The sequence below is a fragment of the Aeromicrobium halocynthiae genome, from assembly GCF_039531385.1.
Classification (GTDB): Bacteria; Actinomycetota; Actinomycetes; order Propionibacteriales; family Nocardioidaceae; genus Aeromicrobium; species Aeromicrobium halocynthiae.
In genome coordinates this window covers 191123-213270 of record NZ_BAAAPY010000003.1, presented here as the reverse complement: position 1 = coordinate 213270, position 22148 = coordinate 191123, and the positions used below count along the sequence as shown (strand labels likewise).

The following is a 22148-nucleotide window of genomic DNA, read 5'->3' as shown; positions in this document are numbered from 1 at the left end:
AACCCGCACGCACCGGGTCTCAGGAGAGCGCGTCGCGCACCCTGTCTCAGGAGAGCGCGTCGCGCACCCTGTCTCAGGAGAGCGCGTCGCGCACCGGGACCAGCTTCGCGCGGGCCTCGGCGAGCTCCTCCTCGGGCACGGAGTCCGCGACGATGCCGCACCCGGCGAACAGGCGCACGCTGAGGCCGTCGTCGGCCACCGCGCCCGAGCGCAGCGCGATCCCCAGCTCGCCGTCACCGCCGGCGCCGACCCATCCCACCGGACCGGCGTACCGACCACGGTCGAGACCCTCGATCTCGCGGATCAGCGAGACGGCCTCGGCGCGCGGGGTGCCCCCGACGGCGGCCGAGGGGTGCAGCGCGGAGGCGAGCGTCAGGGCACTGACGTCGCCCGCGACGACCCCCGTCACGTCGGTGGCCAGGTGCATGACGTTCGGCAGGTGCAGCACGAACGGCGCCTCGGGCACGTTGGTGCTCGTGCAGAACGGGGCGAGCGCCTCGACCACCGACCGCACCGCGTACTCGTGCTCCTCCAGGTCCTTGCTGGAGCGCGCGAGCGACGCCGCGAGCGTGAGGTCGTGCGTGTCGTCGCCGGTGCGCCGGATGGTCCCGGCCAGCACGCGCGACGTGACCAGCCCCCGCTCGAGCCGCACGAGCATCTCCGGCGTCGAGCCGAAGAAGTCGTCGACGACGAACGTCCAGCACCCCGGGTAGGACGCCGCGAGACGTTGCAGCGGCGCACGCACGTCGAGCGGCTCCGCGAGGTCGGCGACGACGTCGCGGGCGAGCACCACCTTGTCCAACCGACCGGCCTGGATGCGGTCGACCGCCTCGGCGACGACGTCCAGCCACGCGTCGGCGGCGACGGAGCCGTCGCGCAGGCCGACCAACCGCGGCTCGTTCGCCGGCTCGTGGGGCGCGAGCTCGGGAGCGCTGCTGATGCTCGTGCCGATCACGGTCACCCAGGCCCGACCGTCGCGACGACCGACCACGACCTGCGGGACGACCAGCAGGCTGCCGGGGTCGGCGTCGTGGAACGCGAAGGTGCTGAACGCCACGAGCCCCGACCCGGGCAGGCCGACCTCGTCACGGACCACGCTGTGCCGCGTGACCTCCCGCCACCAGGCGTGGGCCCGCGTGAACCGCTCGGGTCCGCGGCCGGAGTGGACGGCCGCCCGGCCCCAGCCGACGAGGCCGTCGCCGTGGTGCACCCACGCGAGCGCCTCGTCGCGCGGCAGGAGTGCGAGCAGCGGTCCGGGGTCGTCGATCTCGACGGTGCGGACCACGAGGGGCACCGGGCCGGGGGCTCCGGCGGGGTCGACGACGGGACTGCTCACCCGATCGAGCCTACTCTCGCCCCGGCCACGTCGCCGTCGACCCGTCCGGGTGCAGGCGGGCGAGGCTCACCGCCCGGCGGGGGCCGCACCGCACATGGCACAGTGGACGGGTGAGCCGAGCCGGTCTGGACAAGGAACCCCGTGACGTCGCGCGGATGTTCGACACCGTGGCACGACGCTACGACCTGACCAACGACATCCTCTCGATGGGTCAGGACCGCCGCTGGCGCTCGCGCGTCGTCGAGCTCGTCGACCCCCAGCCGGGGGAGCGGGTCCTCGACCTCGCCGCCGGCACCGGGACGTCCAGCCAGCCCTTCGCCGACGCCGGGGCCACGGTCGTCCCGTGCGACTTCTCCCTCGGGATGCTGCAGGTCGGCCGCGAGCAGTACGCCGACCTCCCGTTCGTCGCGGGCGACGGCATGGGGCTGCCCTTCGCCGACGACGTCTTCGACGCCGTCACGATCTCCTTCGGGCTGCGCAACATCCACGACCCCGTGCAGGGACTGCGTGAGCTGCTGCGCGTCACCCGTCCAGGCGGGCGCATCGTCGTCTGCGAGTTCAGTCGGCCCACGTGGGCGCCCTTCGAGGCCGTCTACTCCAACTACCTCATGCGGGCCCTGCCGACGATCGCCGAGAAGGTCTCCTCCAACCCCGAGTCCTACGTGTACCTGGCCGAGTCGATCCGCGCCTGGCCCGACCAGCGCGGCCTCGCGCTGCGGATGGTCGAGGCGGGGTGGGGGCGGGTCGAGTGGCACAACCTGTCGGCAGGGATCGTCGCCCTGCACCACTCGGTCAAGCCGACGCACGGCGCCTGATCACCGTCCGGACCAGCCGATCCGGCGCTAGTTAGTGTGACCTCAGTGACGACCTGGTCCGGGCGGGCGTAGAGTGAGATCACGGTCACGTTGTGAAGCGATTCACAAGCAAGGGCCGGGTCAGCGACATCGCCGTCGGGAGGTTCCATGGAGGCCTACACACCGATCCTCGTGCTCGGTGCCCTCGCGGCCGGGTTCGCGGTCATCAGCATCGCGATCGCCCCGCTGACCGGACCGCGTCGCTACAACCGGGCCAAGCTCGACCGCTACGAGTCCGGCATCGAGCCGAGCCCCGTGCCCGAGGGCGGCGGCAAGATCTCGATCAAGTACTTCTTCACCGCGATGATGTTCATCGTCTTCGACATCGAGATCGTCTTCCTGTACCCGTTCGCCGTCGCCTTCGACGAGCTGACGTGGTTCGCGTTCTTCGCGGTGATGCTGTTCCTCGTCAACATCACGGTCGCCTACGCCTACGAGTGGCGTCGCGGCGGAATGGAGTGGACCTGATGGGACTCGAAGAGAAGCTGCCCAGCGGGGTCCTGCTGTCGACGGTCGAGGGACTCGCCGGCTACATGCGCAAGGCCTCCTTCTGGCCGGCCACGTTCGGCCTCGCGTGCTGCGCCATCGAGATGATGACCTTCGGCGCCCCGCGCTACGACTCCTCCCGCTTCGGCATGGAGGTCTTCCGCCCCAGCCCGCGCCAGGCCGACCTCATGATCGTCGCCGGTCGCGTCAGCAACAAGATGGCTCCGGTCCTGCGCCAGATCTACGACCAGATGGCCGAGCCCAAGTACGTCCTCGCGATGGGCGTGTGCGCCAGCTCCGGCGGCATGTTCAACAACTACGCGATCGTGCAGGGCGTCGACCACGTCGTCCCCGTCGACATGTACCTGCCGGGCTGCCCGCCCCGCCCGGAGATGCTGATCGACGCGATCCTCAAGCTCCACGACCAGATCCAGCACGGCAAGCTCGGCGCCCACCGTCAGGCCCAGATCGCCGAGCGGGAGGCCGTGGCGCTCGAGGCCACGCCCACCTCGGCCATGAAGGGCCTGATGCGCTGATGGCCGACCACGAGCCCGACGCGACCGGTACCGACGCGACCGGCGCCGGCCCCGACACCCAGGACAAGACCCGCACCGTCGACGAGACCACGTCGACGCAGGACGCCTCGCACGAGGTCACGCGGGCGCTCGCCGACGAGGCCACCGGTCCCGAGCCGTGGGCACCCAGCGCCGAGCTGCCGCTCGTCGACGTCCGCGAGGGCGCGTTCGGCGTCCGCGGGACCGGCGACACCAGCGGCTTCGGCGGGCTCCAGCGCCCGGTCGTCATGCCGGGCGCGTCCCAGCCACCGTTCGAGGGCTGGTTCGACGAGGTGCACCGCCTGCTCACCGAGGGCGTGGGCACCGCCGAGCACGGGGGTGCGATCGAGTACACCGTCGTCGACCGCGGCGAGATCACCTTCTTCGTGCGTCGCGAACGCCTCCTGGAGGTCGTCACCCACCTGCGCAACGAGTCCCGCCTGCGCTTTGAGTTCTGCTCCTCGATCAGCGGGGTGCACTTCCCGCACGAGACCGGCCGCGAGCTGCACGTCGCCTACCACCTGCTCTCGATGACCCACAACCGTCGCATCCGTCTCGAGGTCACCGCGCCCGACGCCGACCCGCACGTGCCGAGCGTCGTCTCCATCTACCCGACGGCCGACTGGCACGAGCGCGAGACGTGGGACATGTTTGGCGTCGTCTTCGACGGCCACCCCGCCCTCACCCGCATCCTCATGCCCGACGACTGGCCCGGCCACCCCCAACGCAAGGATTACCCACTGGGCGGCATCCCGGTGGAGTACAAGGGCGGCACCATCCCGGCGCCCGACCAGCGAAGGAGCTACTCATGAACGCCGCCGAGCGGACAGTCCTCGGACGCTGTCCTGGATGGCGCGCTCCGCAGGCTCCGCGCGCATGCTCGGGCGGCATCCCGGTGGAGTACAAGGGCGGCACCATCTCGGCGCCCGACCAGCGAAGGAGCTACTCGTGAGCACCACGGGACCGACCACCGGACCCACCACTGAGGACGCCTACGCCGGCACCAGCGAGACGTCGTCCGGCCCAGTCTACACCGTCACCGGTCAGGACTGGGACTCCATCGACCCCGACACCATCGACGGCGACCGCATCGTCGTCAACATGGGTCCGCAGCACCCGTCCACCCACGGCGTGCTCCGCCTGATCCTCGAGATCGACGGCGAGACGGTCACCGACGCCCGCGCGGGCATCGGCTACCTGCACACCGGCATCGAGAAGAACATGGAGTTCCGCACCTGGACGCAGGGCGTCACGTTCTGCACCCGGATGGACTACGTGGCCCCGTTCAGCAACGAGGCCGCCTACGTCGCGGCGGTCGAGCGGCTCCTCGACGTCGAGGACGACGTCCCCCAGCGCGCGAAGGACATCCGCGTCCTGCTGCTCGAGCTCAACCGGATCAGCTCCCACCTCGTCGCGATCGCCACCGGCGGCATGGAGCTCGGCGCCCTCACCGTCATGACGTGCGGCTTCCGCGACCGCGAGCTCATCCTCGACGTCTTCGAGACGGTCACCGGCCTGCGCATGAACCACGCCTACTTCCGCCCGGGCGGAGTGGCGCAGGACCTCGCCGACGGCACCCTGGAGAAGATCCGTTCCACCGTCGCCGTGCTCAAGAAGCGGCTGCCCGAGTACGCCGCCCTGTGCAACGCCAACCCGATCTTCCTGCGCCGCCTCAAGGGCGTCGGCGAGCTCGACCTCGCCGGCTGCCTGGCGCTCGGCATCACCGGGCCCGCGCTGCGCGCCACCGGCTACGACTGGGACCTGCGCCGCAAGCAGCCCTACTGGGGCTACGAGACGTACGACTTCGACGTCGTCACGTGGGACGAGCCCGATGCCTACGGCCGCTTCCGGGTGCGCCTGGAGGAGATGTGGCAGTCCATGCGCATCGTGGAGCAGGCCGTCGAGCGGCTGGCGGCGTCCGAGGGTGAGCCGGTCATGGTCGACGACCCCAAGATCGCGTGGCCGTCGCAGCTGAGCGTCGGCGCCGACGGCCAGGGGAACTCCGCCGAGCACATCAAGCACATCATGGGCGAGTCCATGGAGGCGCTGATCCACCACTTCAAGATCGTGACCGAGGGCTTCCGGGTCCCACCCGGCCAGGCGTACGTCGCCGTCGAGGCACCGCGCGGCGAGATCGGCTGCCACCTGGTCGCCGACGGCGGCACGCGGCCCTACCGGGCGCACTTCCGCGACCCGAGCTTCGTCAACCTGCAGGGCACGTCGATCATGAGCGAGGGCGGGATGATCTCCGACGTCATCGTCGCCATCGCCAGCATCGATCCCGTCATGGGCGGTGTCGACCGATGAGCGGCGAGGCCGTGACACCCGAGATCGACGCGACCACGGTCGACGAGCTGCGCGAGCTCATGGGGCGCTACCCGCAGGCGCGCTCGGCGCTGCTGCCGATGCTGCACCTGCTGCAGTCCGTGCAGGGCCAGGTCACGGCCGAGGGCATCGAGTTGTGTGCGGAGCTGCTCGGCCTGACGGCCGCCGAGGTCTCCGGCGTCGCGACGTTCTACACGATGTACAAGCGCCGGCCGATGGGCACGCACCACGTCGGCGTCTGCACCAACACACTGTGCGCCGTGATGGGCGGCGACGCGATCTACGAGCGCCTCAGCGAGCGCCTCGGCATCGGCAACGACGAGACCACCGAGGACGGGGCCGTCACGCTCGAGCGCATCGAGTGCAACGCGGCCTGCGACCACGCGCCGGTGCTCACCGTGAACTGGGAGTTCATGGACAGCCAGACCCCGCAGTCCGCGGTCGAGCTGGTCGAGAAGCTCCGGGCGGGTGAGACCGTGACCGCCACCCGCGGCGCCACCATCACGAGCTGGCGGGAGGCCGAGCGTGTGGTCGCCGGCTTCGAGGACGGCCGCGTCGACGAGGGGCCGGCCGCCGCCGGGCCGTCGCTCGCCGGGCTGGAGATCGCCCGCCAGCGTGGCTGGACCGCGCCGGCGTTCGACGAGGGCAGCGACGCCGCGGCCGCCGAGGCCGAGCAGGTGGGCGAGGAGTCGCCGCAGCAGGCGGCCGCCGAGTCCGACAGCGGGCGCGCCGCGACCGAGACGGCCGCGGCGGAGTCGCCCGCGGGGACCCGCGGCGGCGGTTCGCCCCAGGGCGAGGACGAGATCGCCTCCGGGCCGAGCCCCGACGACAGCACCGGCGAGACCGCCACCACCGGCGAGACCGCCGACGAGGGAGGATCCAGCGATGACTGACGTGCTGACCCCGGTCCTGAGCGAGAACTGGGCCGACGAACGCGCCTGGACGTTGTCGGCCTATCGCGAGCGCGGGGGCTACGAGGCCCTGCGCACGGCGCTCGACATGGCGCCCGACGATCTCGTCACCCTCGTCAAGGACTCCGGCCTGCGCGGACGCGGCGGAGCCGGGTTCCCCACGGGCATGAAGTGGAGCTTCATCCCGCAGGACCCCGAGACCGAGGCCGGCCGCAAGCCCAAGTACCTCGTGGTCAACGCCGACGAGTCCGAGCCGGGCACCTGCAAGGACATCCCGCTCATGATGGCCAGCCCGCACACGCTCATCGAGGGCGTCGTCATCTCCAGCCTCGCCATCCGGGCCGAGCAGGCCTTCATCTACGTCCGTGGCGAGGTGCTGCACGTCATCCGACGTCTGCGGGCCGCCTGCCGCGAGGCCTACGAGGCCGGGCTGCTGGGCGAGGACGTGATGGGTACCGGTCGGCGGGTGGACCTCGTGATCCACGCCGGTGCCGGCGCGTACATCTGCGGTGAGGAGACGGCGCTGCTGGACTCCCTGGAGGGTCGACGTGGCCAGCCGCGGCTGCGTCCGCCGTTCCCGGCCGTCGAGGGTCTCTACGCCTGTCCCACCGTCATCAACAACGTGGAGTCGATCGCGTCGGTCCCGGCCATCGTCCGCGGTGGGATCGACTGGTTCGGGACCATGGGGACCGAGAAGAGCAAGGGCTTCACGCTCTACTCCCTGTCCGGCCATGTCAAGCGTCCCGGCCAGTACGAGGCCCCCCTGGGCATCACCCTGCGCCAGCTGCTCGACCTCGGCGGCGGCATGAGGGAGGGGTCGGAGCTGAAGTTCTGGACCCCCGGCGGCTCGTCCACGCCGATCCTGACCGCCGAGCACCTCGACGTCCCGCTGGACTACGAGGGCGTGGGCGAGGCCGGCTCCATGCTCGGCACCAAGGCACTGCAGGTCTTCGACCAGACCACGTCGGTCGTGCGGTGCGTGCTGCGCTGGACGGAGTTCTACAAGCACGAGTCGTGCGGCAAGTGCACACCGTGCCGTGAGGGCACGTGGTGGCTCGTGCAGGTGCTGCAGCGCCTCGACTCGGGACAGGGCCAGGCGGGGGACATCGAGCTGCTGCTCGACCTGTGCGACAACATCCTGGGCCGCTCCTTCTGCGCCCTCGGCGACGGTGCGACCAGCCCGATCACCTCGGCCATCGAGTACTTCCGCGACGAGTTCGAGGCCGGCATGCACACGCCCTCGGCCGAGCTCTTCCCGCCGGCCGCCTCGATGCTCTTCCCCGAGGAGGCGCTGGCATGACGGCGACCGAGCTGCTTCCCGAGGAGGCACGGGCATGACGGTGACCGAACCCGACGCGACGCAGACGCCGGCCGAGCTCGTCACGCTGACGATCGACGACGTCGAGGTCAGCGTCCCCAAGGGCAGCCTGGTGATCCGGGCGGCCGAGCTCATGGGCGTGGAGATCCCGCGCTTCTGCGACCACCCGCTGCTCGAGCCGGTCGGCGCGTGTCGGCAGTGCCTGGTCGAGGTCACCGACGCCGGCAACGGTCGCGGCTTCCCCAAGCCGCAGGCCTCGTGCACCCTCGAGGTCGCGCCGGGCATGGTCGTCAAGACGCAGGTCACGTCGGCCGTGGCCGAGAAGGCGCAGCACGGCACGATGGAGTTCCTGCTGCTGAACCACCCCCTCGACTGCCCCGTGTGCGACAAGGGCGGCGAGTGCCCGCTGCAGAACCAGGCGATGAGCCACGGTCGCGGCGAGACGCGGTTCGTCGAGACCAAGCGCACCTTCCCCAAGCCGTACGTCGTCTCCGAGCAGGTCCTGCTCGACCGCGAGCGATGCGTGCTGTGCGCGCGCTGCACCCGGTTCTCCGAGCAGATCGCCGGCGACCCGTTCATCGCGCTGGTCGAGCGTGGCGCCCGCCAGCAGATCGGCATCGGACCCTCGACCGAGGAGACGTCGGTCGACGCGACGGGCCTGGCGGAGAACGGTCAGCCGTTCCACTCCTACTTCTCGGGCAACACGATCCAGATCTGCCCGGTCGGTGCGCTCACCAGCGCCGACTACCGCTTCCGCGCCCGTCCGTTCGACCTCGTCTCCACCCCGTCGGTGGCCGAGCACGACGCCTGTGGCTCGGCGATCCGCGTCGACCACCGTCGTGGCAAGGTGATGCGTCGCCTCGCCGGTGACGATCCCGAGGTCAACGAGGAGTGGATCACCGACAAGGACCGCTTCGCCTTCACGTGGTCCTCCGGCGACGACCGCCTGCGCACCCCGCTGGTGCGGAACGAGGCCGGCGAGCTCGAGCCGGCGTCCTGGCCGGCAGCGCTGGCCATCGCAGCACGCGGCTTGCAGGCCGCCGACGGCAAGGTGGGCGTCCTGCCCGGCGGGCGCCTCACCTACGAGGACGCGTTCGCGTACAGCATGTTCGCGCGGGTCGCGCTGCGCACCAACGACATCGACTTCCGCTCGCGGCCGCATTCCAAGGAGGAGGCAGCGTTCCTCGCCTCCGTCGTGGCGGCGAGCCCGCCGGCGGTCACCTACGCCGACCTCGAGGCGCGTGGCACGACCGTCGTCCTGGTCGGGCTGGAGCCCGAGGACGAGGCGGGTGCGGTCTTCCTGCGCCTGCGCAAGGGCGTGCGCGCCGGCCACACCCGGGTGGTCTCGATCGGCTCGCACACGAGCCGTGGACTGGCCAAGCTCGGTGGTGAGCTCGTCTCCGCGGTGCCCGGACGCGAGGGCGCTGCGCTGGAGTCCTGGGCGGCGGCGGCGCAGAACAGTGTCCACGAGAAGGGGGGCCGGGTCGTCGTGCTCGCCGGGGAGCGACTCGCGACGTCAGACGGCGCACTCAGCGCCGTCGTCCGTGCCGCCGAGGTCCTCGGTGCGCGGCTGGCCTGGGTCCCGCGTCGCGCCGGTGACCGTGGAGCGGTCGAGGCCGGCTGCCTGCCCACGCTGCTGCCCGGCGGTCGACCCGTCTCCGACGCCGAGGCCCGGGCCGACCTCGCCGCCGTGTGGGGCGTCCGCTCCGTGCCCGGCCGTGCCGGACGCGACACCGCAGGCATCATCGCGGCGGCAGCCGACCACAAGCTGCGCGCGCTCGTCGTCGGGGGAGTGGAGGTCGCCGACCTGCCCGACCCCGCCAAGGGACGCGCCGCGCTCGAGGCCGCCGACTTCGTCGTCAGTCTCGAGGTGCGCGAGAGCGAGGTCACCCGCGCTGCTGACGTCGTGCTGCCGGTCGCCCCGCCCGTGGAGAAGCCCGGCACCTTCCTGAACTGGGAGGGCCGCCGTCGGCCGTTCGAGGCCGTCATGCAGGTGCCGGGCTCGCTGAGCGACCTGCGCGTGCTGGCCGGCATCGCCGAGGAGATGGGCGTCGCCACCGGCATCCGCACCGTCTCCGACGCCCGCCGCATGATCAGTGAGATCGGCGCGTGGGACGGTGACCGCGCGGCCGCTCCGGACCTCGCCGCCGCCGACGGTCCGACGAAGGGCGTCGTCCTCGACACCTGGCACCAGATGATCGACGACGGTCGCGGTCAGGACGGGCAGGCGCACTACCGCGCCACGGCACGTCGCAGCGTCCTGAAGGCCTCGCAGGCGACGCTCGAGGCCGCCGGCGTGGAGCCGGGGAGCGTCGCGACCATCGCCACCAAGGCGGGTCGCGCGAGCTTCGTCGCCGAGGCCGCGGACCTGCCCGACGGCGTCGTGTGGGCGCCGGCGAACAACGGCGTCAACCTCCGTGACGCCCTCGGCGCCGGACCCGGGGACGTCGTCACGCTGACGCCCGGGGGAGAGGTGGCCCCCCGATGAGCGACGTCTTCGGCAACGAGCCGTTCTGGGTGGTGGCCCTCAAGGCCGTCCTGATCTTCGTGATCCTGGTGCTCTTCACGCTGTTCAACATCTGGTTCGAGCGTCGGGTCGTCGCCCGCATGCAGCACCGCGTCGGACCCAACGTCCATGGTCCGTTCGGCCTCCTGCAGAGCCTCGCCGACGGCGTGAAGCTCGCGCTGAAGGAGGACATCGTCGTCAAGGCGGCGGACCGCTTCATCTACGTCCTGGCGCCGATCCTCGCCACCATCCCGGCCTTCCTGGCCTGGGCGGTGATCCCCTTCGGGCCGGAGGTGACGATCCCGTTCACCGACCAGACCACGGTCCTGCAGCTCACCGACCTCCCGGTCGCGGTCCTGTACATCCTCGCCGTCACCTCCGTCGGCGTGTACGGCATCGTCCTGGCCGGCTGGGCCTCGGGCTCGACGTACTCGCTCCTCGGCAGCCTGCGCTCCAGCGCCCAGGTCATCTCCTACGAGGTGGCGATGGGCCTGAGCTTCGTCACGGTGTTCATCTACGCCGGGTCCATGTCGACCAGCGAGATCGTCGCCGCGCAGGAGGACCTGTGGTTCTTCCTGCCGCTGCTGCCGTCGTTCATCATCTACGTCATCGCGATGGTCGGGGAGACAAACCGCGCACCGTTCGACCTCCCCGAGGCCGAGGGTGAGCTCGTCGGCGGCTTCCACACCGAGTACAGCTCGCTGAAGTTCGCGCTGTTCTTCCTGGCCGAGTACATCAACATGGTCACTGTCTCGGCGCTGGCCACGACCCTGTTCCTCGGCGGCTGGCGGGCGCCGTTCGGCATCGGCAGCATCTGGGAGGGCGCCAACGAGGGCTTCATGCCCGTCGTGTGGTTCCTCGGCAAGACGCTCGGCTTCATCTTCTTGTTCGTGTGGCTGCGCGGCACCCTGCCCCGCATGCGCTACGACCAGTTCATGGCCTTCGGGTGGAAGGTCCTCATCCCGATCTCGCTGGTCTGGATCGTGGCCGTGGCCTTCATCCGCAAGCTCCGCAACGAGGACATGCTCGACCAGCAGGCCCTCTTCATCGCGGCGGGTGTGGCGGCCGCGGTGCTCGTGGTCAGCCTGTTCATCCCCGAGCGGTCACGTGAGGACGAGTCCGCCGCCCACCTCGGTGGGCCCGATCCCGACGGCTCGGCCGAACCCGACGACGACGGCTCGTTCGCCGGCGGCTACCCCGTGCCTCCGATGCCCGAGTCCACCTGGAACCAGAAGGAGGGCCAGCGACGATGAGCTCTGCCAACACCGCTCGCGAGATGCTGTGGGACCCGATCGCCGGGTTCGGAGTGACCTTCCGGACCATGTTCAAGAAGACGGTCACCGAGCAGTACCCGTTCGAGAAGAAGCCGACCGCGCCGCGGTTCCACGGTCGCCACCAGCTCAACCGGTGGCCCGACGGCCTGGAGAAGTGCGTCGGCTGCGAGCTGTGTGCCTGGGCGTGCCCGGCCGACGCCATCTACGTCGAGGGCGCCTCCAACGACGACGCGGACGGCGGCGACGGCCGTTACAGCCCCGGTGAGCGCTACGGCCGCGTCTACCAGATCAACTACCTGCGCTGCATCCTCTGCGGACTGTGCATCGAGGCCTGCCCGACGCGCGCGCTGACGATGACCAACGAGTACGAGCTGGCCGACGACAACCGCGCCGACCTGATCTACGAGAAGTCCGACCTGCTGGCGCCGCTGCTCGAGGGCATGGTCGAGCCGCCCCACGCGCAGCTCATCAGCGACGACCACCACGACTACTACCGGGGCAAGAACCTGCCGATCTACCCGGCCGATCCCGCGGAGTCCGCGGACGTCAACCCGACGAGCGGACCGGAAGCGGGGACCCCGGCATGACGCTCTTCTGGACCCTCGCGCCGATCATGGTGCTGTCGGCCCTCGGTCTGCTGTTCGCCCGCAAGGCGGTGCACGGCGCCCTGTGCCTGGCCGTGGTGATGATCAGCCTCGCGGTGCTGTACGCCGCGCAGGACGCGCCGTTCCTCTTCGCGGTGCAGATCATCGTCTACACCGGCGCGATCATGATGCTGTTCCTGTTCGTCCTGATGCTCGTCGGCACCTCCACCGAGGAGTCGCTGAAGGAGACCATCAAGGGCCAGCGACTTGGCGCGGCCGTCGTCGGCGTGCTCTTCGGCACCACTGCGGTGCTCGCGATCGGACAGACCGTCACCGGCGCCGTCACCGGCCTCGACGAGGCCAACGCCGGCGGCAACGTCGAGGGACTCGCGGCTCTCATGTTCGGCGACTACGTCGTCGGCTTCCAGTTCACGGCGGCGCTGCTCATCACCGCGGTGCTCGGCGCCATGGTGCTCGCGCACCGTGAGGAGCTCGGCGTGCGACGCAGCCAGGGCGAGATCGCGAAGGAGCGCTTGCGCGCCTACGCCGAGACCGGTCGCCACCCCGGCAACCCGCCCACCCCCGGCGTCTTCGCCCGGCACAACGCCGTCGACACCGCAGCACTCCTGCCCGACGGGACCCCGGTCGAGGAGTCCGTCTCGCCGAGCATCCGCGAGCGTGACCAGCTGCGCGACGGCTTCGAGACGCACGTCGGGGAGGTGTCCGAGCGCATGGCGATCGAGGAGCCCGAGCCCTGGCCGGACGCCTCGACCGAGGTCGAGCGGGCTGACGACCCCGGCAGGGGTTCCGGGCCCTGGGCGGAAGACGACCCCGGCAGGGGTTCCGGGCCCTGGGCGGAAGACGACCCCGGCAGGGGTTCCGGGCCCTGGGCGGAAGAGGACACGGAAGGGGACCGCTCGTGACCGAGTACCTGACCCTCTCGCTCATCCTCTTCACGATCGGGGCCACCGGCGTCCTCGTGCGCCGCAACGCCATCATCGTGTTCATGTGCGTGGAGCTCATGCTCAACGCCACCAACCTCGCCTTCGTGACGTTCGCGCGCCAGCACGGCAACCTCGACGGCCAGATCGCGGCGTTCTTCGTCATGGTCGTCGCCGCGGCGGAGGTCGTCATCGGCCTGGCCATCATCATTTCCATCTACCGCACGCGTCGCTCGGCCTCGGTCGACGAGGCGAGCCTGTTGAAGCTCTGAGGGGAGAGTCGTGCTCGATCTCGTCTGGCTTCTCGTCGTCGTGCCGCTGGTCAGCGGACTCGGCCTGCTGGTGTGGGGCAGGGGTGCCGACCGCTTCGGCCACCTGGTGGCCACCGCGGCCTCGACGTTCGCCTTCGTCCTTGGCCTGCTGGCCTTCGTCGAGCTGTGGGGTCGTCCCGAGGACGACCGCTCGTTCGTCCGCACGCTCTTCACGTGGATCTCCGCGGGTCCGTTCGAGGTCGACATGGCCTACCGGTTCGACCCGCTGTCGGCGCTGTTCGTGCTCCTCATCACCGGCGTCGGCACGCTCATCCACGTGTACTCCATCGGCTACATGGAGCACGACCCGCGCCGCCGGCGCTTCTTCGCGTACCTGAACATCTTCGTCGCGGCGATGCTCACCCTGGTGCTCGCCGAGGACTACCTCGTGATGTTCCTCGGCTGGGAAGGTGTCGGCCTCGCCTCGTACCTGCTGATCGGCTTCTGGCAGCACAAGCCCTCCGCGGCCGCCGCGGCCAAGAAGGCGTTCGTCATCAACCGCGTCGGCGACGTCGGCATCGCTCTGGCGATCATGCTGATGTTCGCCCAGTTCGGGACCTCCTCGATCGGTGGCGTCAACGCCTCGATCGGCTCGGCCACCACGTCGGTCGCCACGGCACTCGGGCTGCTCCTGCTGCTCGGCGCGTGCGGCAAGTCCGCGCAGTTCCCGCTCCAGGCGTGGCTGCTCGACGCGATGGAGGGGCCCACGCCGGTCTCCGCCCTCATCCACGCCGCCACCATGGTCACCGCGGGCGTCTACCTCGTCGTGCGCAGCAACGCGATCTTCGACGCGTCGGAGACGGCACGCACCGCCGTCATCGTCGTCGGCCTCATCACGCTGCTGGCCGGCGCGTGGATCGGCTGCACGAAGGACGACATCAAGAAGGCGCTCGCCGGGTCCACGATGAGCCAGATCGGGTACATGATGCTCGCCGCGGGTCTCGGCCCCGCCGGCTACGCGTTCGCGATCTTCCACCTCGTCACGCACGGGTTCTTCAAGGCCAACATGTTCCTCGGGGCCGGCTCGGTCATGCACGGGATGGACGACGACGTCGACATGCGTCGCTACGGAGCCTTGCGAGCGGCGATGCCGGTCACCTTCCTGACCTTCGCGATGGGCTACCTCGCGATCATCGGGTTCCCTGGCTTCTCAGGCTTCTGGTCCAAGGACAAGATCATCGAGGCGGCGTTCGCGCACAACTTCTGGGTCGGCATGGGCACGCTGCTCGGCGCCGGCGTCACCGCCTTCTACATGACGCGCCTGATGCTGATGACGTTCTTCGGTGAGAAGCGCTGGGCCGACGAGGTCCATCCGCACGAGTCGCCGAAGGTCATGACGGTGCCGCTGATCGTGCTTGCCGCCGCCTCCGTCTTCGGCGGCATCATGCTCCTCGGCTACTGGATCGAGGAGTGGCTCGAGCCGGCCGTCGGCCCCACCGAGCACCACGACTTCCCGATCCCGGTCTGGGTCTTCTCGGTGATCGTCACCCTGGTCGTCGCCGCCGGCGTCGCGGCCGCGTGGGCGACCTACGGTCGCAAGCCGATCGCCGCGGTCGCCCCCGGTGACGACGAGGTCAGCGTGTTCACCCGCGCGGGCCGCCACGAGCTCTACGGCAACGCCGTCAACGACACGATCGCCGTGCGCCCCACCCGTCACCTGACCCGGTTCCTGGTCTGGTTCGACGGCAAGGGCCTCGACGGGTTCGTGACGGCGCTGGCCGACCGGCTCGGTGACACCTCGCAGTTCCTGCGCCGGCCCCAGACGGGCTACGTGCGCAGCTACGCCCTCAGCATCTTCGGCGGCGCCCTCGTCGTGGTGCTCGCACTCCTGGTGGTGACGCTCGCATGACGTTGACTCTCCTCGCGGCCACCCCCATCGTGGGTGCCCTCGTCCTGATGCTCCTGCCGCGCACCGCGGCCGGTGCGGGCCTCGTCAAGGCCGTCGCCCTCGCCGTCAGCGTGGTGACGCTCGGTCTCGCGCTGTTCGTCGCCTTCGGCTACGACACTGTGGAGGGCGGCTACCAGTTCGTCGAGCAGCGCGAGTGGATCGGCGCGATCGGCGCCAACTACGCGCTCGGCGTCAACGGCATCGGCCTGACGCTCGTGCTGCTGACCACCGTCCTCGTGCCCATCGTGCTGCTCTCGGCGTGGGGCGACCGGCTGCCTGCCGGGCGCAGCGCCAACGCCTACCTGGCGTGGATGCTCGTGCTCGAGGGGTTGGCCATCGGCGTCTTCAGCGCCACCGACGTCTTCCTCTTCTACGTCCTGTTCGAGGCCACCCTCGTCCCGATCTACTTCCTGATCGGCGCCTACGGAGGACCGGGACGCAGCTACGCGGCGGTCAAGTTCCTCATCTACAACCTCGTGGGCGGTCTGCTCATGCTGGCCGCGGTCGTCGGCCTGTACGTCGTCTCCGCGCAGTCGGGTGAGGCCAGCTACCTCCTGAGCGACCTCACCGGTGTCGAGATGAGCCAGACCACCGAGCGGCTGCTGTTCCTCGGCTTCATGGCGGCGTTCGCGATCAAGGCGCCGCTGTGGCCGCTGCACACGTGGCTGCCCGACGCGGCCGGCAACGCGACGCCCGCGACGTCGGTGCTGATGGTGAGCATCATCGACAAGGTCGGCACCTTCGGCATGCTGCGCTACTGCCTCGAGATCTTCCCGAACGCCTCGGAGTGGGCGAGCCCGGTCGTCATCGTCCTGGCGGTCGTCAGCATCCTGTACGGCGCGCTGCTCGCCGTCGGCCAGGACGACATCCGCAGGCTGATCGCCTACACCTCGGTCTCGCACTTCGGCTTCATCATCCTGGGCATCTTCGTCTTCACCCAGACCGCGACGGCCGGCGCGACGCTCTACATGTTCAACCACGGGCTGTCGACGGCGGCGCTGTTCCTCGTCACCGGCATGATGATCGCGCGTCGCGGGTCGGCGAGCATCGCCGACTTCGGCGGTGTGCAGAAGATCGCCCCGGTGATGTCGGGCATCCTGCTGATCGCCGGCCTGTCGAGCCTGTCGCTGCCGGGCCTGGCGCCGTTCGTCAGCGAGTTCATGGTGCTCGCGGGCACCTTCACCCGCTCGATCACGGCGGCGGTCTTCGCGACGCTCGGCATCGTGCTGGCCGCGATGTACATCCTGATCATGTACCAGCGGACCATGACCGGACCGCTCGCTCCGGGCGCCGAAGGCGTCACCGACCTCTCCGCGCGGGAGGTCACCGCGCTCAGCCCGGCGATCGTGCTCATCGTGGCGCTCGGCTTCTACCCGCAGCCGTTGCTCGACGTCATCAATCCCGCGGTCGAGGACACCTTGACGAGCGTCGGGCAGTCGGACCCGCCACCGCGCACCGAGGTCGCGCAGACGGCCTGCGAGGACGGCGCCGCCGAGCTCCCGCCGTCGTTCTGCGTGACCGACGCCGCCAGTGGAACGTCCGCTCCTGAGGAGGGAGGCGAGTGATGATCACCTCGACCCTGGTCGCCGCCGAGGCCCAGATCCCCGCGCCCACCGTGGAGTGGTCGCTCGTCACGCCGCTGCTCATCCTCGGCGGGGTCGCCGTCGCGGGCGTGCTCGTCGAGGCCTTCGCGCCGCGGCGCGGCCGCTTCGTCCTGCAGGCCCTGCTCGCCGCCGGCGGCATCGTCGCGGCCCTGGCGGAGACCGTCCGCATCTACCTCGACCTCGGCGCCGTCGACGGACCCGTCCTCGGACGCGGTACCGCCGCGGTCGAGGGCTCGCTGGCCGTCGACGGACCTGCCGTCGTCACGTGGGGCATGCTGCTGCTGTTCGGCCTGCTCAGCGTCGGCCTCTTCGCCGACCGCCGGCTGGAGGGCGGGCTCAGCTCGTTCACCGGTCGCGCGGCCGACGTCCCCGGCTCGAACGACGAGACCCAGGCGGTCGCGGTCAAGCTCGAGCACACCGAGGTCTTCCCCCTGGCGATGTTCGCCCTCGGTGGCATGCTGCTCTTCGCGACGTCGAACGACCTGCTGACGATGTTCGTGGCCTTGGAGGTCATGAGCCTGCCGCTGTACATCATGTGCGGGCTCGCGCGGCGTCGCCGCCTGCTCAGCCAGGAGGCCTCGCTCAAGTACTTCCTCCTCGGTGCCTTCTCGTCGGTCTTCTTCCTCTACGGCGTGGCGCTGGCCTATGGCTACGCCGGCGGCTTCGCGCTGTCCGACATCGACGCGGCCGTCTCCGAGCGCACCGGCAGCGAGAACCTGCTGCTGGCGTCCATCGCCCTCATCGGCGTCGGGATGTTCTTCAAGATCGGTGCCGTGCCCTTCCACTCCTGGACGCCGGACGTGTACCAGGGAGCACCCACCCCGGTGACCGCGTTCATGTCCGCCGGCACGAAGGCGGCGGCGTTCATCGCCTTCCTGCGGGTCTTCTTCGTCGCCTACGGCGACGCCGCCTGGGACTGGCGGCCGACCGTCTGGGTGATCGCCGCCGTGACGATGGTCGTCGGCTCCCTCGTGGCGATCGCCCAGACCGACGTCAAGCGCATGCTCGCCTACTCCTCCGTCGCGCACGCCGGGTTCCTGCTCGTCGCCCTCGCCGGCGCCTATGTCGGCGAGGAGGGTCGCATCACCTCGGTCTCGGCGATCCTGTTCTACCTGTTCGTCTACGGCGTGGCCTCGATCGGCGCCTTCGCGATCGTCATGCTGGTGCGCGACGGCGGCGGCGAGACCACGCACCTCGCGCGCTGGGCCGGCCTCGGGCGCGAGTCGCCTCTCCTCGCGGGGGCGTTCGCGCTGTTCATGCTGTCCTTCGCCGGCATCCCGCTGACGGCCGGCTTCATCGGCAAGTGGGGCGTCTTCAGCGCCGCGTGGTCCGGCGGGTACTGGAGCCTGGCCGTCCTCGGCGTCGCGGCGAGTGCCGTCGCCGCGTACTTCTACGTCCGCGTGATCGTGCTGATGTTCTTCACCGAGCCGGTCGGGGACGGCCCGACGGTGGCGCTGCCGAGCGTGATGACTACCGTGGTCATCGCCGCAGCAGCTGCGGCCACGGTCATCCTGGGCGTCGTCCCCGGACCCGTGCTCGACCTGGCTCAGCACGCGGGAACCTTCGTCCGCTGAGCCCGAGACAGGAGCAGGCGTGACGCTCGGAGTGGAGTTCGACGACCCGGGGCTGGCCGCGCGTGTCGATGCAAGCGTCCAGAGGGCCGAGGAGGGTCTGACGGAGGCCGTCCGCAGCTCCGACGGGTTCCTGGACGAGGCCGCCGGCCACCTGATGCATGCCGGGGGCAAGCGCTTCAGGCCCCTGCTCGTCGCCCTGGCCGCCGAGCTCGGCGACCCTTCGCACCCGGACGTCACGACGGCCGCGGTCGTCGTGGAGCTCACCCACCTCGCGACGCTGTACCACGACGACGTGATGGACGAGGCGCCGTTGCGGCGGGGGGCGCCCAGCGCCAATGCCCGTTGGGACAACTCCCTGGCCATCCTCGTGGGCGACTACCTCTTCGCCCGCGCATCCGACCTCGTCGCCGATCTCGGCCCCGAGGCGGTCCGCATCCAGGCCCGCACGTTCTCGCGCCTGGTGCGGGGGCAGATCCGCGAGACGATCGGACCGGTCGGCGACGAGGATCCGCTCGAGCACTACCTCGACGTCGTGGCCGACAAGACCGGCTCCCTCATCGCCACCTCGGCCCGACTGGGGGCCAAGATGTCCGGCGCCTCGGCAGAGCACGAGCGGATCGTGACGGAGTTCGGCGAGCGGATCGGGGTCGCCTTCCAGCTGGCCGACGACATCATCGACGTCGCGAGCGAGACCGACGACTCCGGCAAGACGCCCGGGACCGACCTGCGCGAGGGGGTTCCGACCCTGCCGACGTTGTTCGCCCAACGGTCCACCGACCCGGCCGACGCCGACCTCCTGCGACACCTGTCGGGACCCATCGACGACGACGCCGTGGTCGAGGACGTCCTCGCCCAGCTGCGTCGTCATCCGGCACTGGGGCAGGCGCGCGACTACGTCCGCACCCAGGCCGAGGCGGCGCGGGCCGCGCTGGACGGCCTGCCGGACAGCGTCGGGCGCACCGCGCTGCAGAGCATCTGCACGACGCTCACCGACCGCGTCGGCTGATCACCACGCGCTCCGGTCGGGTGATCGGAGAGGTCGCGCTCAGAGTCCACGCCACGAGCGCAGCGCCGCCGTGGCGGCCAGGACGCCGCCGCACGCGACGAGCACCAGTCCGGTGCCGGGCAGCCAGCCGCCGACCCCGACGAGACCGAGGACGTGCACGACCTGCCACGCCGGCAGCACGAGGGCGACCGCCGCGAACACGCCCAGGTGCACCGCGCCGACGCGACGCCACGGCATCATGGCACCGGCCAGACCGGCGAACGCCGCGTAGGCGGTCCACAGTCCCGGCCCGTTGATGCCGGAGACGTTGCCGAGGGCGGTGTGCACCCATGGCAGGAACGAACCGACGATCACCAGGAGCGAGGCGACGACCGCCATGCCGCGGCCCGGTGCGGCACGACGGACGGTCGGGGTCGCTGCTGACGGCTGGGCGGTGGTCCGGGGGCGTGAGGACATGTCCGTCACTGTACGCAGGATCACACCCGAGCAGCAGGGCCCGAGCGACCGTTCGCCGCAGCGGTGGAGCCGTTCGCCGCAAGCGGTGACGACGGTCACACCAGCGCCTTGACGATGCGTGGCGCCGGGCGGTTGTGTCAGCGATCACACGCGACCGTGTCCGTCCCCCCTCAGGAGGTTTCATGAATCCCGACGATCGCCAGGCGTACTGGCGAGCCAACCTGCGACTGATGGCGACGTTGCTCGCCATCTGGGCCCTGGTGTCCTTCGGTGCCGGCATCATCTTCGTCGACCAGCTCAACCAGATCACGATCCTGGGCTTCCCGCTCGGGTTCTGGTTCGCCCAGCAGGGCTCGATCCTCGTCTTCATCGCGCTCATCGTCGTCTACGCGGTGCGCATGGACGCCCTCGACAAGAAGTTCGGCGCCGACGACTACGAAGAGGGCGGGGTGTCCCACTGATGACCGACATCCAGATCTGGACCCTCGTCTTCGTCGGGATCACCTTCAGCCTCTACATCTACATCGCCTATGCGAGCCGCGTGTCGTCGACCGCAGACTTTTACGTCGCGGGCGGCGGCATCCCGGCTCCCGCCAACGGTGCGGCGATCGCGGCGGACTGGATGAGTGCGGCGTCCTTCATCTCGATGGCCGGCATCATCGCGCTGGCCTACAACGGCTACGCCGGCAGCGTCTTCCTCATGGGCTGGACCGGAGGCTACGTCCTGCTCGCGCTGCTGCTCGCGCCGTACCTGCGCAAGTTCGGCAAGTTCACGCTCCCGGAGTTCGTCGGCGACCGGTACTCCGAGACCGCGCGCCTCGTCGCGGTCCTCTCGGCGATCGTCATCTCCTTCGTCTACGTCGCCGGCCAGATGGGGGGCGTCGGTGTGGTCTTCACGCGCTTCCTCGGTGTCAGCCCGACGGTCGGCGTCATGATCGGCATGGCGATCGTGTTCTTCTACGCCGTGCTCGGCGGCATGAAGGGCATCACGTGGACCCAGGTGGCGCAGTACACGGTGCTGATCATCGCCTACCTGATCCCCGCCGTCGCCGTCTCGGCCAGCGTCACGGGCAACCCGCTGCCGCAGATCGGCTTCGGGCAGATCCTCGGCGAGCTCGACGAGCTGCAGCGTTCCCTGGGCTTCGAGGCGTTCACCGAGGCGTTCACCGATCCGCGCTACGGCATGCAGAACATGCTGCTCATCACCGCGGCGCTCATGTTCGGCACCGCGGGCCTGCCGCACGTGATCGTGCGGTTCTACACCGCCAAGAGCGTCCGCGCGGCCCGCTACTCCGCGGTCTGGGCGATCGTGTTCATCGGACTGCTGTACCTGACGGCGCCGGCGGTAGCGTCCTTCTCCAAGCTCGAGGTGCTCGACTCGCTGAACACGACCCCGAGCGGCGAGCTGCCCGGCTGGTTCAGCACGTGGGCCGACGTCGACCTGATCACCGGTCCCGACGGCGCACCGCTGGAGGACCTGAACGGGGACGGGATGTTCAACTACACCGGAGGGGCCAGCGACATCGCCAACGAGGTGGCCATCAACAACGACATCCTCGTGCTCGCCAGCCCCGAGATCGCGGGCCTGCCCGCGCCGCTCGTCGGCCTGGTCGCCGCGGGCGCTCTCGCCGCCGCGCTGTCGACGGCCTCGGGCCTGCTGCTGGTCATCAGCTCCTCGGTCGCCAACGACGTGTACTACAAGCGGGTCAACCCCGGGGCCACGGAGAAGCAGCAGCTGATGGTCGGTCGCATCACGATGGGGCTCGCGATCCTCGTCGCCGGCTATCTCGGCATCAACCCGCCGGGCTTCGTGGGCGAGGTGGTGGCGTTGGCCTTCGGCCTGGCCGCCGCGAGCTTCTTCCCGATCCTGGTGCTCGGCATCTTCTGGAAGAAGGCGACGGCGATGGGCGCTGCGGCCGGCATGATCGCCGGCCTCGCCTTCACGCTGGCGTACATGATCTGGACGCTGGAGATCTACTTCGGTGGCGCCGGCATCGCCGGCATCCCGCCCACGGGCATCGGCACCATCGGCATGCTCGTGAACTTCGCGGTGACGATCGTCGTCTCGCAGTTCACGCCGAAGCCGTCGGAGAAGATGCAGGCCCTGGTCGAGGAGATCCGCTACCCCGGCCGGACCAAGCTCGTCGAGGAGCACCTGAAGGAGGGCTGAGCCGCGAGAGCAGGTCGACGCCCCGTCGCCTGGGACCACACGGTCCCAGG

The 22148-nt window shown here is 70.3% G+C and carries 21 protein-coding genes; 19 read left to right on the top strand and 2 right to left on the bottom strand.

Annotated elements, in window-relative coordinates:
• Window positions 1-73 precede the first annotated feature (73 nt).
• Window positions 74-1336: an isochorismate synthase gene (locus ABD213_RS06620; protein ID WP_344326143.1), complete on the bottom strand. Its 1263-nt coding sequence runs from the start codon at window positions 1334-1336 to the stop codon at window positions 74-76.
• A gap of 110 nt (window positions 1337-1446) precedes the next feature.
• Between ABD213_RS06620 and ABD213_RS06615 the strand changes: the two genes are divergently transcribed.
• The 17 genes from ABD213_RS06615 (at window position 1447) to ABD213_RS06535 (ending at window position 19472) form a co-directional block, all read left to right on the top strand.
• Window positions 1447-2151 (top strand): demethylmenaquinone methyltransferase, encoded by a 705-nt coding sequence (locus ABD213_RS06615; RefSeq protein WP_344326142.1) that lies wholly within the window; start codon window positions 1447-1449, stop codon window positions 2149-2151.
• Between the two features lie 147 nt (window positions 2152-2298).
• Window positions 2299-2658, top strand: coding sequence for an NADH-quinone oxidoreductase subunit A (locus tag ABD213_RS06610; RefSeq protein WP_344326140.1), 360 nt, complete (start codon window positions 2299-2301; stop codon window positions 2656-2658).
• Complete coding sequence (locus ABD213_RS06605; protein WP_344326138.1) at window positions 2658-3212, top strand: NuoB/complex I 20 kDa subunit family protein; 555 nt, start codon at window positions 2658-2660, stop codon at window positions 3210-3212. The genes ABD213_RS06610 and ABD213_RS06605 overlap by 1 nt, the downstream gene beginning before the upstream one ends.
• Window positions 3212-4042 carry an NADH-quinone oxidoreductase subunit C gene (locus ABD213_RS06600; RefSeq protein ID WP_344326136.1) on the top strand — a complete coding sequence of 277 codons (831 nt, stop codon included), beginning with the start codon at window positions 3212-3214 and terminating at the stop codon, window positions 4040-4042. Before ABD213_RS06605 ends, ABD213_RS06600 begins: the two co-directional genes overlap by 1 nt.
• Window positions 4039-4182 carry a hypothetical protein gene (locus ABD213_RS06595; protein WP_344326134.1) on the top strand — a complete coding sequence of 48 codons (144 nt, stop codon included), beginning with the start codon at window positions 4039-4041 and terminating at the stop codon, window positions 4180-4182. Before ABD213_RS06600 ends, ABD213_RS06595 begins: the two co-directional genes overlap by 4 nt.
• 107 nt (window positions 4183-4289) lie before the next feature.
• Window positions 4290-5537 (top strand): NADH-quinone oxidoreductase subunit D, encoded by a 1248-nt coding sequence (locus ABD213_RS06590; RefSeq protein ID WP_344326291.1) that lies wholly within the window; start codon window positions 4290-4292, stop codon window positions 5535-5537.
• A gap of 11 nt (window positions 5538-5548) precedes the next feature.
• On the top strand, window positions 5549-6448 hold the full coding sequence (nuoE, locus tag ABD213_RS06585; RefSeq protein WP_425546026.1) for an NADH-quinone oxidoreductase subunit NuoE: 900 nt from the start codon (window positions 5549-5551) through the stop codon (window positions 6446-6448).
• Complete coding sequence (gene nuoF / locus ABD213_RS06580) at window positions 6441-7766, top strand: NADH-quinone oxidoreductase subunit NuoF (protein WP_344326129.1); 1326 nt, start codon at window positions 6441-6443, stop codon at window positions 7764-7766. The genes nuoE and nuoF overlap by 8 nt, the downstream gene beginning before the upstream one ends.
• A 34-nt stretch (window positions 7767-7800) precedes the next feature.
• A complete protein-coding gene (locus tag ABD213_RS06575) occupies window positions 7801-10272 on the top strand; it encodes an NADH-quinone oxidoreductase subunit G (RefSeq protein ID WP_344326127.1) in 2472 nt (823 codons plus the stop codon).
• Complete coding sequence (gene nuoH / locus ABD213_RS06570; RefSeq protein ID WP_344326125.1) at window positions 10269-11543, top strand: NADH-quinone oxidoreductase subunit NuoH; 1275 nt, start codon at window positions 10269-10271, stop codon at window positions 11541-11543. The genes ABD213_RS06575 and nuoH overlap by 4 nt, the downstream gene beginning before the upstream one ends.
• A complete protein-coding gene (nuoI, locus tag ABD213_RS06565; protein ID WP_344326123.1) occupies window positions 11540-12151 on the top strand; it encodes an NADH-quinone oxidoreductase subunit NuoI in 612 nt (203 codons plus the stop codon). The genes nuoH and nuoI overlap by 4 nt, the downstream gene beginning before the upstream one ends.
• Window positions 12148-13071, top strand: a complete 924-nt coding sequence (locus ABD213_RS06560; protein WP_344326121.1) for an NADH-quinone oxidoreductase subunit J — start codon at window positions 12148-12150, stop codon at window positions 13069-13071. The genes nuoI and ABD213_RS06560 overlap by 4 nt, the downstream gene beginning before the upstream one ends.
• Window positions 13068-13361 carry an NADH-quinone oxidoreductase subunit NuoK gene (nuoK, locus tag ABD213_RS06555; protein ID WP_344326119.1) on the top strand — a complete coding sequence of 98 codons (294 nt, stop codon included), beginning with the start codon at window positions 13068-13070 and terminating at the stop codon, window positions 13359-13361. Before ABD213_RS06560 ends, nuoK begins: the two co-directional genes overlap by 4 nt.
• 10 nt (window positions 13362-13371) lie before the next feature.
• A complete protein-coding gene (gene nuoL / locus ABD213_RS06550; protein ID WP_344326117.1) occupies window positions 13372-15249 on the top strand; it encodes an NADH-quinone oxidoreductase subunit L in 1878 nt (625 codons plus the stop codon).
• Window positions 15246-16853: an NADH-quinone oxidoreductase subunit M gene (locus tag ABD213_RS06545; protein ID WP_344326115.1), complete on the top strand. Its 1608-nt coding sequence runs from the start codon at window positions 15246-15248 to the stop codon at window positions 16851-16853. The genes nuoL and ABD213_RS06545 overlap by 4 nt, the downstream gene beginning before the upstream one ends.
• The gene (nuoN, locus tag ABD213_RS06540; protein WP_344326113.1) at window positions 16853-18466 is read left to right on the top strand and encodes an NADH-quinone oxidoreductase subunit NuoN; all 1614 of its coding nucleotides are present in this window, start codon (window positions 16853-16855) and stop codon (window positions 18464-18466) included. Before ABD213_RS06545 ends, nuoN begins: the two co-directional genes overlap by 1 nt.
• Before the next feature lie 19 nt (window positions 18467-18485).
• Window positions 18486-19472: a polyprenyl synthetase family protein gene (locus tag ABD213_RS06535; RefSeq protein WP_344326111.1), complete on the top strand. Its 987-nt coding sequence runs from the start codon at window positions 18486-18488 to the stop codon at window positions 19470-19472.
• Between the two features lie 39 nt (window positions 19473-19511).
• Here the strand turns inward: ABD213_RS06535 and ABD213_RS06530 are convergent, their stop codons facing one another.
• Complete coding sequence (locus ABD213_RS06530) at window positions 19512-19928, bottom strand: hypothetical protein (protein ID WP_344326109.1); 417 nt, start codon at window positions 19926-19928, stop codon at window positions 19512-19514.
• Window positions 19929-20110: 182 nt separating this feature from the next.
• Between ABD213_RS06530 and ABD213_RS06525 the strand changes: the two genes are divergently transcribed.
• Together ABD213_RS06525 and ABD213_RS06520 are read left to right on the top strand one after the other, a co-directional pair.
• The gene (locus ABD213_RS06525) at window positions 20111-20389 is read left to right on the top strand and encodes a DUF4212 domain-containing protein (RefSeq protein WP_344326106.1); all 279 of its coding nucleotides are present in this window, start codon (window positions 20111-20113) and stop codon (window positions 20387-20389) included.
• On the top strand, window positions 20389-22098 hold the full coding sequence (locus ABD213_RS06520) for a sodium:solute symporter family protein (RefSeq protein ID WP_344326104.1): 1710 nt from the start codon (window positions 20389-20391) through the stop codon (window positions 22096-22098). The genes ABD213_RS06525 and ABD213_RS06520 overlap by 1 nt, the downstream gene beginning before the upstream one ends.
• Window positions 22099-22148: the final 50 nt, after the last annotated feature.

Excerpts from the sequence above, each read along its gene's own strand:
- ABD213_RS06525 (WP_344326106.1), top strand. The coding sequence starts at position 20,111 with ATGAATCCCGACGATCGCCAGGCGTACTGGCGAGCCAACCTGCGACTG.
- ABD213_RS06545 (WP_344326115.1), top strand. The coding sequence starts at position 15,246 with ATGACGTTGACTCTCCTCGCGGCCACCCCCATCGTGGGTGCCCTCGTC.
- ABD213_RS06600 (WP_344326136.1), top strand. The coding sequence starts at position 3,212 with ATGGCCGACCACGAGCCCGACGCGACCGGTACCGACGCGACCGGCGCC.
- ABD213_RS06605 (WP_344326138.1), top strand. The coding sequence starts at position 2,658 with ATGGGACTCGAAGAGAAGCTGCCCAGCGGGGTCCTGCTGTCGACGGTC.
- ABD213_RS06610 (WP_344326140.1), top strand. The coding sequence starts at position 2,299 with ATGGAGGCCTACACACCGATCCTCGTGCTCGGTGCCCTCGCGGCCGGG.
- ABD213_RS06560 (WP_344326121.1), top strand. The coding sequence starts at position 12,148 with ATGACGCTCTTCTGGACCCTCGCGCCGATCATGGTGCTGTCGGCCCTC.
- ABD213_RS06520 (WP_344326104.1), top strand. The coding sequence starts at position 20,389 with ATGACCGACATCCAGATCTGGACCCTCGTCTTCGTCGGGATCACCTTC.
- nuoH (WP_344326125.1), top strand. The coding sequence starts at position 10,269 with ATGAGCGACGTCTTCGGCAACGAGCCGTTCTGGGTGGTGGCCCTCAAG.
- ABD213_RS06595 (WP_344326134.1), top strand. The coding sequence starts at position 4,039 with ATGAACGCCGCCGAGCGGACAGTCCTCGGACGCTGTCCTGGATGGCGC.
- ABD213_RS06575 (WP_344326127.1), top strand. The coding sequence starts at position 7,801 with ATGACGGTGACCGAACCCGACGCGACGCAGACGCCGGCCGAGCTCGTC.
- nuoF (WP_344326129.1), top strand. The coding sequence starts at position 6,441 with ATGACTGACGTGCTGACCCCGGTCCTGAGCGAGAACTGGGCCGACGAA.
- ABD213_RS06530 (WP_344326109.1), bottom strand. The coding sequence starts at position 19,928 with ATGTCCTCACGCCCCCGGACCACCGCCCAGCCGTCAGCAGCGACCCCG.
- nuoI (WP_344326123.1), top strand. The coding sequence starts at position 11,540 with ATGAGCTCTGCCAACACCGCTCGCGAGATGCTGTGGGACCCGATCGCC.
- nuoN (WP_344326113.1), top strand. The coding sequence starts at position 16,853 with ATGATCACCTCGACCCTGGTCGCCGCCGAGGCCCAGATCCCCGCGCCC.